The organism is Bacillus sp. 7705b (assembly GCF_002289525.1).
Taxonomy (GTDB): Bacteria; Bacillota; Bacilli; order Bacillales; family Bacillaceae; genus Bacillus; species Bacillus halotolerans.
In genome coordinates, this window is record NZ_NSDH01000009.1 from 17,039 (window position 1) to 29,923 (window position 12,885).

Consider the following 12,885-nt stretch of genomic DNA (forward strand, 5'->3'; position numbering starts at 1 on the left):
GTGGTTTGAAATGGTCACGAGAATAACAGGTCTTGCGTCAGGAATGGATATAGATGATATCGTATCAAAGCTGATGCAAACAGAAAGAGCGCCGCTTGATAAGCTGACTCAAAAAAAACAGACGCTAGAATGGCAGCGTGACAGCTATCGTGAAGTCAACTCAAAAATAAAAGAATTACAAGATTATATGTCTAAAAATACGTTGACATATCCGAGCACGTATCAGAGCAAAGCTGTGATCAGCTCCAATGAGTCTGTGTTAACTGCTACAGGAAGCGCAAGTGCGCCAAACTCGTCTTCTACTGTTGAAGTAGCGAGTTTGGCAACTGCAGCAACGTATAAGGCAAATAATTATACGGGATACACACAAGGCGATTATAATTTGGCATTTAACGTTGTAGCACCTGGTGAGACAACGGCAAAAACAGTGAACATCAGTGTGACGAGCGCCGATACCATTGATAATGTGATTTCTAAACTTAACAGCTCAGATCTAGGAGTATCAGCATTTAAAGATAAAATATGGAACGGTACAGAGTATGTAGAAACGATTGCGTTTTCTTCTAAAGCAACAGGTGCAGGAGGCAGCATACAGGCAGCAGACTCTGCTACATCCGACTTTATGTCCGGTCAGCTTGGTTTTTCTTTAGACGCTGAAAATAAGCTCACTGCTTACAAAGAAGGAACAAATGCAAAGGTCACAATTAATGGCTTTGAAATGGAGAAGCTGACAAACAACTTTACCGTTAATGGCATCACCTACTCGATCAAAAATACAACTGCAGCCACAGGCCCTGTTACCACATCTGTTTCTACTGATGTTGACGGGATTTATAACCAAATTAAAGAGTTTGTAGATAAATACAATGAATTGGTTGACAGCCTGAATGAAAAGCTCAAGGAAGAAAAATTCAGAGACTATACTCCGCTGACGAGTGAACAAAAAGAAGCAATGTCTGATAAAGAGGTAGAACTCTGGGAGAAGAAGGCAAAAAACGGTTTGCTGAGAAATGATTCCAGCATCAGCACCGGCACGAACCAAATGCGGACTGATTTTTATACTCAAGTTAATGCGGATGGGAAAACCTATCAATTAACTGAATTTGGCATCACAACCTCAAGTGCTTATCAATTGCGGGGCCATTTAGAGATTAATGAAGACAAACTGAAAGCAAAAATACAAGAAGATCCACAAAGTGTTGCCGCCTTATTTACAAACGGAACGAACAGCAGTGCCTATAGTGATAAAGGGATTATGAAACGTATCGGCGACACACTGAGAAGCACAGTGAAAAGCATTGAAGCAAAAGCCGGCAATTCAACAATGGGGGCAAGCGACTATTCAATTGGGAAGAATTTGCGTTCCATCAGTACTGAAATCACCGATATGCAGAACCGATTGAACACAGTAGAAAACCGTTATTATAAAAAATTCAGTGCAATGGATTCTGCGATTCAAAAAATGAACGAACAAGCGTCCTATTTATCACAGCTACTTGTACAATAAATGTAATTTGGAGGATGACACATGGCGATCCAAAATCCTTATGCAGCTTATCAGCAAAATTCAGTGAATACCGCTACGCCCGGGGAGCTGACCCTTATGCTGTATAATGGCTGTTTGAAATTTATAAAACTTGCATCTCAGGCCATTGAGAATAATGATATGGAAGGTAAAAATGAAAATCTGATTAAAGCGCAAAATATCATTCAGGAATTAAATGGTACACTTAACCGCAACATAGAGCTTTCCGGTTCAATGGGTGCGATGTACGATTATATGTATCGAAGATTGGTACAGGCAAATATCAAAAATGATACGAGCATGCTGGCTGAGGTAGAGGGCTATGTAAAAGATTTTCGCGATGCTTGGAAACAAGCCATGCAAAGTGAACGAAAGGACCGGCACGGATCAGGCGGGATCGCATGAAAAACATAGATCAACTATACACTGAGACGGAGAGTATGCTGTCACACATACAAAATACACCGGAAAGCGATGAACTTTTAAAGCAAATTGAAGGCTTTGTGTCTAAACGGTCTGAACTTATTCAGGGGATATCTCTGCCGCTTTCAGAAGAAGAGCGAAAGCAGATGAAGCTTGTCTTGACATGGGATCAGCTTATTGTGAAGGAAATGGAAAGACTGAAGCAGTCAATCGCAGCAGAACTTCAGCAGGTGAAAAGAAAACGTGCGATGCATACGACGTATTTAAATCCTTATAACAACATCACGATTGACGGAAGATATTATGACAAGCGTAAATAGGTGAGTGCCTTGAAGAGCATTGAGGATTATACGCTTTTATCAGCTTATTATCATCTTCTTTTTACCATTGAGGAAGGGCTGTGCTATTTGATAGAGGCGGAACAGAATTTATCAAAAACAGAAGGGGATCGGATCTACCAAGATCTGATCCAAGCCTTTTTTTATTTGGATTCAACCCATTCAACTCTTCTTTTCGTGATGAACACACGGTGCGCAGAAGTATGCGTTAAGGCTTTTGACGAGATTTTTGCAGAATTTGATCAATTGGTTTCTTTCTCATTCCCCTCTCATGAATTCTGCGAGTATTTAAAAGGACATTTTCTGATTCACTATAGGAAATGGATGCTGTCCATTCATCGATGTATGGAGCCCTTTGTGATCAATTGACTTTGTGTAAGGTATTTTTTCTTATTACGAGCATATACATATACCTCCCGTAACCATAGAAACATTAGCATAAAACGGCATAATTCGACAAAGTTCACTGAATTTTCACAAAAGGTTTACGTTTCAGCAGGAATTGTAAAGGGTAAGGGAGAAATAGATACATATCCTTAATAAAAGGGAGGCGTTCTTTGATGAACTATAACATCAGAGGAGAAAATATTGAAGTGACACCCGCGTTAAAGGATCATGTCGAGAAGAAGATCGGCAAGCTGGAGCGTTATTTTGAGCATAGTGTAAATGCCGATGTGAACGTCAACTTGAAGTTTTACAATGACAAGGAGTCCAAGGTTGAGGTTACGATTCCGATGACAGATCTGGCGCTTCGGTCTGAAGTGCATAACGAGGATATGTACAATGCAATTGATCTCGCTACAAACAAGCTGGAACGTCAAATCCGTAAGCATAAAACAAAAGTAAACCGCAAATTCCGTGAGCAGGGTCTTCCGAAATCTTCAGTGGCAAACGGCCTCGGCTCTGATACAGATATTGCGGTTCAGGACGAAATAGAAGAAGATGAAAGCTTAGAAATCGTCCGTCAGAAGCGCTTTAATTTAAAGCCGATGGATAATGAAGAAGCGATCTTGCAAATGAATATGCTCGGCCATAACTTCTTTGTTTTCACAAATGCGGAAACAAACCTTACAAACGTCGTGTACCGCAGAAATGACGGGAAATATGGCCTGATTGAACCGACTGAATAATGAAGAGCAGCCTTCCGTGATTTTCGCGGAAGGTTTTTGTTTTTTCTTATTTGCAAATTCTTTGGAAATAAGAGAAGGTATGATATGATAATGAGAGGTATACATGGACTAGTAAATTATTTATACATGCTTGTCAAACAGGCATGTGATGATAGAGGAGCGTTATAAATGCTTGGAATTTTAAATAAAATGTTTGATCCAACAAAACGTACGCTGAATAGATACGAAAAAATAGCTAACGATATTGATGCGATTCGGGGAGACTATGAAAATCTCTCAGATGATGCGCTGAAACATAAAACAATTGAATTTAAAGAGCGCCTTGAAAAAGGGGCGACAACTGATGATCTACTTGTTGAAGCATTCGCAGTGGTTCGGGAAGCTTCTCGCCGCGTAACCGGCATGTTCCCGTTTAAAGTCCAGCTTATGGGGGGCGTGGCTCTTCATGACGGAAATATCGCGGAGATGAAAACAGGGGAAGGTAAAACATTAACATCTACTCTGCCTGTTTATTTAAATGCCTTATCTGGAAAAGGCGTGCACGTCGTGACAGTCAATGAATACTTGGCGAGCCGTGACGCAGAGCAAATGGGGAAAATTTTCGAGTTTCTCGGCTTAACTGTCGGACTGAATTTGAACTCAATGTCGAAAGATGAAAAAAGGGAAGCTTATGCGGCTGACATCACTTATTCTACAAACAACGAGCTCGGCTTCGACTATTTGCGAGACAACATGGTTCTTTATAAAGAGCAAATGGTGCAGCGTCCGCTTCATTTTGCGGTAATTGATGAAGTCGACTCTATTTTGATTGATGAAGCGAGAACACCGCTTATCATTTCAGGACAGGCTGCAAAATCGACAAAACTGTACGTACAGGCAAATGCTTTTGTACGCACGTTAAAAGCAGAAAAAGACTATACGTATGATGTGAAAACAAAAGGTGTACAGCTCACAGAAGAAGGAATGACAAAGGCTGAAAAAGCGTTCGGCATCGACAACCTGTTTGATGTGAAAAATGTGGCGCTCAACCACCATATCAACCAGTCCTTAAAAGCGCACGTTGCCATGCAGAAGGACGTTGATTACGTAGTAGAAGACGGTCAGGTTGTCATCGTTGACTCTTTCACGGGTCGTTTAATGAAAGGCCGCCGATACAGCGAAGGGCTTCACCAGGCGATCGAAGCGAAGGAAGGGCTTGAAATTCAAAATGAGAGCATGACCTTGGCGACGATTACGTTCCAAAACTACTTCCGGATGTATGAAAAGCTGGCCGGTATGACGGGTACGGCTAAAACAGAGGAAGAGGAATTTCGTAACATCTACAACATGCAGGTTGTGACGATTCCGACAAACCAGCCGGTTGTTCGTGATGACCGTCCTGATTTAATTTACCGTTCAATGGAAGGAAAGTTTAAGGCCGTTGCTGAAGATGTTGCCCAGCGATATATGACAGGACAGCCCGTTCTTGTCGGTACAGTTGCGGTTGAAACGTCTGAATTGATTTCAAAGCTGCTCAAAAACAAGGGTATCCCGCATCAGGTATTAAACGCCAAAAACCATGAGCGAGAAGCGCAAATCATTGAAGAGGCCGGTCAGAAAGGCGCTGTGACGATTGCGACAAACATGGCGGGGCGCGGAACAGACATTAAGCTTGGCGAAGGAGTAAAAGAGCTTGGCGGACTAGCCGTTGTCGGAACGGAACGCCATGAATCACGCCGGATTGACAATCAGCTGCGAGGACGTTCAGGACGTCAGGGTGATCCGGGGATCACACAATTTTATCTTTCTATGGAAGATGAATTGATGCGCAGATTTGGTGCTGAGCGGACAATGGCAATGCTTGACCGTTTTGGTATGGATGACTCCACTCCGATTCAAAGCAAAATGGTATCCCGCGCGGTTGAATCATCTCAAAAACGCGTTGAAGGAAATAACTTCGATTCACGTAAACAGCTTCTCCAATATGATGATGTTCTTCGCCAGCAGCGTGAGGTTATCTATAAGCAGCGTTTCGAAGTCATCGACTCTGAAAACCTGCGTGAAATCGTAGAAAATATGATCAAATCTTCTCTCGAGCGGGCAATTGCGGCCTATACACCAAGAGAAGAGCTTCCTGAGGAGTGGAAGCTTGACGGTCTTGTTGAGCTTGTTAACACGGCTTACCTTGACGAAGGCGCGCTTGAAAAGAGCGACATCTTCGGCAAAGAGCCGGATGAAATGCTTGAGCTCATTATGGATCGCATCAAGACCAAATATAATGACAAAGAGGAAAAATTCGGCGAAGAACAAATGCGCGAATTTGAGAAAGTCATCGTGCTTCGCGCCGTCGATTCAAAATGGATGGATCATATCGACGCAATGGATCAGCTTCGCCAAGGGATTCACCTTCGTGCTTACGCGCAAACAAATCCGCTGCGTGAGTATCAAATGGAAGGCTTTGCGATGTTTGAGCATATGATTGAATCCATCGAGGACGAGGTTGCCAAATTTGTGATGAAGGCTGAGATTGAAAATAATCTGGAGCGTGAAGAGGTTGTACAAGGCCAAACCACGGCTCATCAGCCGCAAGAAGGCGATGAAAACAAAAAAGCAAAGAAAGCGCCGGTTCGTAAAGTGGTTGATATCGGCCGAAATGCGCCATGCCACTGCGGAAGCGGAAAAAAATATAAAAATTGCTGCGGCCGGACTGAATAGTTCGTTCGGGCAAGTTTGCTGACCGCGGCGCCTTGAGCGCCCGCGGATCTTTTAATGAGGTGAATGGAATGGAATTATCAGAAATCAGAGTTGAGCTCGAAAATATGGCTTCTCGTTTAGCGGACTTTAGGGGGTCTCTTTGACCTCGAATCAAAGGAGACCCGCATTGCTGAGCTAGATGAGCAAATGGCTGATCCGGAATTCTGGAATGATCAGCAGAAAGCTCAAACGGTCATCAATGAAGCAAATGGTTTAAAGGATTATGTCAATTCCTATAAAAAATTGAATGAATCCCATGAAGAACTGCAAATGACTCATGACCTTCTGAAAGAAGAGCCGGATCAAGATCTTCAGCTTGAGCTTGAAAAAGAGCTAAAGGCTTTAACGAAGGAGTTCAATGAGTTTGAGCTTCAGCTTCTTCTCAGTGAGCCGTATGATAAAAACAGCGCAATTTTGGAGCTGCATCCGGGTGCGGGCGGCACTGAGTCACAGGATTGGGGCTCTATGCTTCTCAGAATGTACACCAGATGGGCTGAGCGCCGCGGCTTTAAAGTGGAAACGCTCGATTACCTTCCTGGTGATGAAGCCGGTATTAAGTCAGTCACATTACTGATTAAAGGGCACAACGCTTATGGATATATCAAGGCGGAAAAAGGCGTCCATCGTCTCGTGCGGATTTCTCCGTTTGACTCATCAGGCCGCCGCCACACTTCATTCGTATCTTGTGAAGTTATGCCTGAATTCAACGATGAGATCGATATTGATATCCGTACGGAGGATATAAAAGTTGATACGTACCGTGCAAGCGGAGCAGGCGGACAGCACGTCAACACAACAGACTCAGCTGTTCGGATTACCCACTTGCCGACAAACGTGGTTGTGACATGTCAAACAGAACGTTCACAAATTAAAAACCGTGAAAGAGCGATGAAAATGCTGAAGGCAAAGCTGTATCAGCGCAGAATTGAAGAACAGCAGGCCGAGCTGGACGAAATTCGCGGTGAGCAAAAAGAGATCGGCTGGGGAAGCCAAATCCGCTCTTACGTATTCCATCCGTATTCCATGGTAAAAGACCATCGGACCAATACAGAAATGGGTAATGTTCAAGCCGTAATGGACGGAGATATTGACGTATTTATTGACGCATACCTTCGTTCTAAACTTTCATAAGCAGGAAACACACCTGGTGTCTACAGGTGTGTTTTTTTATTGCCTGCATATCCTTGCTTTCACTGCTGCTTTAGCATATTACCACTGTGTTTGGGTGTTATTTACATCTTATCGGGGAAGGATTAAAATGCTATCGGAGAGCATAGGAAGAAACGGAGGAAGGTTGTAATGATGGATGTACGGAATAAAAGTTTTCGAGTTATAAGGGATTATGTATACATACTGATAGGGGCAGCAATTACAGCAGTGTCCTTTAATGTCTTTCTGCTTCCTAATAAAATAGCCGCAGGCGGTGTCAGCGGGATCAGTACCATTTTACAGTCATATGGTTTTGAAGCGGCCTATGTGCAGTGGATCATTAATATTCCCTTATTTATTGCCGGTATCATTTTGCTTGGCGGTAAATTTGGACTCAAGACACTCGCGGGTTCTGTCTTTTTGCCTCTTGTCGTGTTTTTGACGAGAGACATTCAGCCTGCTACACATCATGAGCTTCTGGCGGCGATTTTTGGCGGCGTCGGCATCGGGATTGGAATCGGCATTGTGTACTTAGGCAAAGGATCAACCGGGGGAACGGCATTAGCGGCTCAAATCATTCATAAGTACACAGGTCTCTCATTAGGGACCTGTCTCGCGATCATTGACGGTTTGATTGTTGTTACGGCGATGATCGTATTTAATATAGAGCAAGGGCTGTATGCCATGCTTGGGGTGTATGTATCAAGCAAAACCATTGATGTCGTCCAAGTCGGCTTCAACCGCTCTAAAATGGCGCTTATCATTACAAAACAGGAACAGGCCGTGAAGGAAGCTGTTTTTAAAAAAATTGACAGAGGCGTTACGAAAATTTCTGCAGTCGGCGGATATACTGACGATGAACGGCCGATTTTAATGTGCGTGGTTGGCCAAACTGAATTCACGAAATTGAAACAAATCGTCAAACAGATTGATGAGACTGCTTTTGTGATTGTAGCAGATGCAAGCGAGGTGCTGGGCGAGGGTTTCAAACGCGCTTAAACGGGGTTATAATATGGAAGAGATCGTAAAGGAGTTGTGCTTCTCAACATGAAATCAAAACTATCGATACTAATGCTTGTATTTGCCATTTCTGCCCTGCTGGCTGCCTGCGGTTCTAACGATGCAAAAGAAGAGAAGACAGACAACGGCAGCAAAACAGAAGCATCTGCGTCTGAAGGGGAAGAATTATATCAGCAGAGCTGTGTAGGCTGCCACGGCAAGGATTTAGAAGGTGTGTCAGGACCTAATCTCCAAGAGGTTGGTGGCAAATACGACGAAGAAAAAATTGAAAGCATTATTAAAAACGGACGGGGCAATATGCCGAAGGGGCTTGTAGATGATAAGGAAGCCGCTTCAATTGCCAAATGGCTGTCAGAGAAAAAGTAAGAGGAGAAAATCTTTGCCGCGATTCAGGCAAGGATTTTTTTATGCTTAAATCATGATGAATGAAAAGAAACTGTAATAGTATTATGTCTAAATTTGACGTATAATGAAGTGTGTTGAAAATCAAACTTTCAGATTTTTCATCTTTTTACAAATGAATGGGTCATAAACTGTCGAATGCTTTCGAAGAGTATGACCGTGCGACATAAAATGATATAAAAGATTAGGTGATTTCATGATAGAGATGAAAGAAGTATACAAAGCCTATCCGAACGGTGTAAAGGCGCTAAACGGGATTTCAGTTACCATTCATCCCGGAGAGTTTGTTTATGTTGTCGGACCGAGCGGAGCGGGTAAATCTACTTTTATTAAAATGATATACAGAGAAGAAAAGCCAACAAAAGGGCAAATTTTACTCAATCATAAAGATCTCGCATCGGTTAAAGAAAAAGAGATTCCTTTCGTGCGGCGTAAAATAGGTGTAGTCTTCCAGGACTTCAAGCTTCTCCCGAAACTTACTGTGTTTGAGAATGTGGCTTTTGCCCTTGAAGTAATTGGAGAACAGCCGTCTGTCATTAAAAAACGGGTGCTTGAAGTGCTTGATTTGGTGCAGCTGAAGCATAAAGCGAGACAATTCCCTGACCAGCTTTCAGGCGGGGAGCAGCAGCGTGTCTCTATAGCCAGATCAATTGTGAACAGCCCTGATGTTGTCATTGCAGATGAACCTACGGGAAACCTTGATCCGGATACGTCTTGGGAAGTCATGAAGACGCTGGAGGAGATTAATAACCGCGGAACAACAGTCGTAATGGCGACACATAATAAAGAAATCGTAAACACCATTAAGAAACGTGTCATTGCAATCGAAGATGGTATCATTGTGCGTGATGAGTCAAGAGGGGAGTATGGTTCTTATGATTAAAATTCTCGGGCGCCATTTGCGTGAGAGTTTTAAATCTCTCGGGAGAAACACATGGATGACGTTTGCATCCATTAGTGCAGTAACCGTTACGCTGATTTTAGTCGGCGTGTTTTTAGTAATTATGCTGAATTTGAATAACATGGCTACGAATGCTGAAAAAGAAGTCGAAATCAAGGTATTGGTTGATCTGACTGCAGATAAGAAGGCACAGGACAAGCTGCAGAACGAGATAAAAGACCTGAACGGCATTCAAAGTGTCACTTTTTCATCTAAAGAAAAAGAGCTTGACCAGTTAGTTGACAGTTTTGGAGACAGCGGAAAATCCCTGACGATGCAGGATCAGGAAAACCCGCTGAATGACGCGTTTGTCGTGAAAACGACCGATCCGCATGATACGCCAAGTGTCGCGAAAAAGATAGAAAAAATGGATCATGTTTATAAAGTTACTTACGGAAAAGAAGAGGTCAGCCGTTTGTTTAAAGTGGTCGGCGTTTCCCGCAACATCGGAATCGCGTTAATTATCGGCTTATTGTTTACGGCGATGTTCTTAATTTCCAACACCATCAAAATTACGATTTTTGCAAGAAGAAAAGAAATTGAAATCATGAAGCTTGTTGGTGCGACGAACTGGTTTATCCGCTGGCCGTTTTTCCTTGAAGGATTGCTGCTCGGCGTATTCGGTTCAGTCATTCCGATCGCGCTTGTATTGAGCACTTATCAATATGTTATCGGATGGGTCGTTCCGAAGGTTCAAGGATCATTTGTCTCTCTTCTTCCATATAATCCGTTTGTATTCCAAGTCTCGCTTGTATTAATTGCAATTGGCGCAGTGATTGGAGTATGGGGAAGCCTGACTTCCATCCGCAAGTTTTTGCGGGTATAAACATAAGAAAAGCCATCCCGATTGCGGGACGGCTTTTTTCTTTTGCCTTCTTTTTCTTCTATGATTACATGAAATCTCCATCCTTTACATATACTATCTCTAGGTTTTGCAAAGACAGTCTGGCATACAGGAGGAGTAAAGGATGAATCAAAAAATAATCGCTGTGATAGCGGCGGGGAGCATGCTGTTCGGAGGCGCCGGCGTATATGCGGGAATGAACCTGCTGGAAGCCGAAAAGCCGGAAGCCGCAGCTGTTGCCGCAACGGCTCAAGCTGACTCTGATCGGGCTGCAGCTATGGATAAAATTGAAAAAGCATATGAATTGATTTCGAATGAATATGTAGAAAAGGTTGATAGAGAAAAGCTGCTTGAAGGAGCCATTCAAGGGATGCTGTCTACATTAAACGATCCTTATTCCGTCTATATGGACAAGCAGACGGCAAAGCAATTTTCTGATTCTCTTGATTCCTCTTTCGAAGGCATCGGGGCTGAGGTTGGAGTGGAAGAAGGCAAAATCATTATTGTGTCGCCATTTAAACAATCTCCTGCGGAAAAAGCCGGGCTGAAGCCGAATGATGAAATCATCAGTATTGATGGAGAATCGATGGCGGGCAAGGATTTAAATGACGCTGTCTTAAAAATAAGAGGAAAGAAAGGTTCCAGCGTGTCAATAAAGATTCAGCGGCCCGGGACGAAGAAGCAATTGTCATTCCGCATTAAGAGAGCTGAAATTCCGCTTGAAACGGTGTTTGCTTCAGAGAAAAAAGTGCAGGGGCATTCTGTCGGGTATATTGCCATTTCTACTTTTTCTGAGCATACGGCGAAGGATTTTGCAAAAGCATTGGGCAAGCTTGAGAAAAAAGGAATTGAAGGCCTCGTGCTGGATGTTCGAGGAAACCCGGGAGGATATCTTCAAAGTGTTGAAGAGATTCTTAAGCATTTCATTACAAAGGATCAGCCGTACATTCAGATTGCTGAACGCAATGGAGATAGAAAACGTTATTTTTCAACATTGACCCATAAAAAAACATACCCTGTCAATGTCATCACAGATAAGGGGAGCGCCTCTGCTTCTGAAATTCTTGCAGGCGCATTAAAAGAAGCGGGGCATTATGATGTTGTAGGTGACACGTCGTTCGGAAAGGGAACTGTTCAACAAGCTGTACCGATGGGAGACGGCAGCAATATTAAATTGACGCTTTACAAGTGGCTGACGCCAAACGGGAATTGGATTCATAAGAAGGGTGTTAAGCCGACCATTGCGATAAAGCAGCCTGGTTATTTCTCCGCAGGTCCATTGCAGCTAAAAGAGCCTCTTAAAGCTGATATGAACAATGAAGATGTGAAACATGCACAGGTTTTGCTGAAAGGACTCAGTTTTGATCCGGGTCGGGAAGACGGCTATTTCAGTAAAGAAATGAAAAAAGCGGTTTTGGCCTTTCAGGATCAAAACAAGCTCGCAAAAACGGGTGTGATTGACAATCGCACCGCGGAGAAAATAAATCATTTAATTGAAATGAAAAAATCAGATGAAAAAAATGATTTGCAGCTTCAAACGGCGCTTAAATCATTATTTGTCAATTAAAGGAGATGGTGTTCCATCTCCTGTTTCTTTGTGCTTAATGAATAAATAATCCATAAGTCACATAAAAATTGAGTTTTTGACAAGATATTAAAAAATTTTTCACAAATAAACATTTATAAAGGACCGAGATTACCCGATATCAATATATGAGAGAGACTTTCTAACGAGAAAATATGCATTTAAAATGAAACTTTTGCAAGTTGCCTAGTCTTTGTTTACTTCATACAATATAAGAAGGTTCTAAAAAGAACAGTAATCAGGTTTATGGCAGCTGAACTACAGGTATTTAAAAGAGAAACGTTAGCGAGAATGCTTGTTAGCACTCCAGTACTGCTGCTTATACTGGCCCGTGCTTATCTGTACAAAGAAAATGGGGGTTCACAATTGAAGAGGGCAAGTATTGTGCGTGAAAAAAAATATTATGAATTAGTGGAACAATTAAAAGACAGAACACAAGACGTAACATTTTCAGCTACAAAAGCACTAAGTCTTCTTATGCTGTTTAGCAGGTACCTAGTGAATTACACAAATGTTGAATCGGTCAATGACATTAATGAAGAATGTGCCAAGCATTATTTTAATTACTTAATGAAAAACCATAAACGATTAGGAATCAATCTGACAGATATAAAGAGGTCGATGCACCTGATCAGCGGGTTATTGGACGTTGATGTAAACCATTATTTAAAGGATTTTTCACTATCGAATGTCACGCTGTGGATGACGCAAGAGAGATAAACCCTCCTGAGGATATCCAAGCCATTTAATATTTGATAGAATATGAGTAACATGTTTGGCTTGAGGCGGTGAAAGA

At 42.4% G+C, this 12,885-nt stretch carries 13 protein-coding genes; all 13 read left to right on the top strand.

Features of this window, described 5'->3' with window-relative positions:
* The first annotated feature begins 10 nt into the window (after window positions 1–10).
* The 13 genes from CJU60_RS03120 to swrA all read left to right on the top strand — a co-directional run bounded on the left by CJU60_RS03120 (window position 11) and on the right by swrA (window position 12,809).
* The gene (locus CJU60_RS03120; RefSeq protein ID WP_095712918.1) at window positions 11–1,507 is read left to right on the top strand and encodes a flagellar hook-associated protein 2; all 1,497 of its coding nucleotides are present in this window, start codon (window positions 11–13) and stop codon (window positions 1,505–1,507) included.
* A 21-nt stretch (window positions 1,508–1,528) separates the two neighbouring features.
* Window positions 1,529–1,930 (top strand): flagellar export chaperone FliS, encoded by a 402-nt coding sequence (fliS, locus tag CJU60_RS03125; RefSeq protein ID WP_024123015.1) that lies wholly within the window; start codon window positions 1,529–1,531, stop codon window positions 1,928–1,930.
* A complete protein-coding gene (fliT, locus tag CJU60_RS03130) occupies window positions 1,927–2,268 on the top strand; it encodes a flagellar protein FliT (protein WP_095712919.1) in 342 nt (113 codons plus the stop codon). The genes fliS and fliT overlap by 4 nt, the downstream gene beginning before the upstream one ends.
* Window positions 2,269–2,277: 9 nt before the next feature.
* Complete coding sequence (locus CJU60_RS03135) at window positions 2,278–2,655, top strand: DUF8042 domain-containing protein (RefSeq protein ID WP_024123013.1); 378 nt, start codon at window positions 2,278–2,280, stop codon at window positions 2,653–2,655.
* Between the two features lie 191 nt (window positions 2,656–2,846).
* On the top strand, window positions 2,847–3,416 hold the full coding sequence (hpf, locus tag CJU60_RS03140) for a ribosome hibernation promotion factor (protein ID WP_044159437.1): 570 nt from the start codon (window positions 2,847–2,849) through the stop codon (window positions 3,414–3,416).
* A gap of 168 nt (window positions 3,417–3,584) precedes the next feature.
* Window positions 3,585–6,110, top strand: a complete 2,526-nt coding sequence (gene secA / locus CJU60_RS03145; protein ID WP_095712920.1) for a preprotein translocase subunit SecA — start codon at window positions 3,585–3,587, stop codon at window positions 6,108–6,110.
* 68 nt (window positions 6,111–6,178) lie between these two features.
* Window positions 6,179–7,280, top strand: a protein-coding gene (prfB, locus tag CJU60_RS03150; RefSeq protein ID WP_141243756.1) for a peptide chain release factor 2 whose coding sequence is annotated in 2 segments (ribosomal slippage) — window positions 6,179–6,250 and window positions 6,252–7,280 — 1,101 coding nt in all. Because the reading frame shifts where the segments join, the coding sequence is not laid out codon by codon here.
* Window positions 7,281–7,451: 171 nt separating this feature from the next.
* The gene (locus CJU60_RS03155; RefSeq protein ID WP_069487008.1) at window positions 7,452–8,297 is read left to right on the top strand and encodes a YitT family protein; all 846 of its coding nucleotides are present in this window, start codon (window positions 7,452–7,454) and stop codon (window positions 8,295–8,297) included.
* 48 nt (window positions 8,298–8,345) lie between these two features.
* Window positions 8,346–8,684, top strand: coding sequence for a cytochrome c551 (gene cccB / locus CJU60_RS03160; protein WP_024123008.1), 339 nt, complete (start codon window positions 8,346–8,348; stop codon window positions 8,682–8,684).
* Between the two features lie 232 nt (window positions 8,685–8,916).
* Complete coding sequence (gene ftsE, locus CJU60_RS03165) at window positions 8,917–9,603, top strand: cell division ATP-binding protein FtsE (protein ID WP_010332047.1); 687 nt, start codon at window positions 8,917–8,919, stop codon at window positions 9,601–9,603.
* Window positions 9,596–10,486: a permease-like cell division protein FtsX gene (ftsX, locus tag CJU60_RS03170; protein ID WP_024123007.1), complete on the top strand. Its 891-nt coding sequence runs from the start codon at window positions 9,596–9,598 to the stop codon at window positions 10,484–10,486. Before ftsE ends, ftsX begins: the two co-directional genes overlap by 8 nt.
* Before the next feature lie 142 nt (window positions 10,487–10,628).
* A complete protein-coding gene (ctpB, locus tag CJU60_RS03175) occupies window positions 10,629–12,071 on the top strand; it encodes a carboxy-terminal processing protease CtpB (RefSeq protein ID WP_095712921.1) in 1,443 nt (480 codons plus the stop codon).
* A gap of 384 nt (window positions 12,072–12,455) precedes the next feature.
* A complete protein-coding gene (gene swrA / locus CJU60_RS03180; protein WP_015251121.1) occupies window positions 12,456–12,809 on the top strand; it encodes a swarming motility protein SwrAA in 354 nt (117 codons plus the stop codon).
* Window positions 12,810–12,885: the final 76 nt, after the last annotated feature.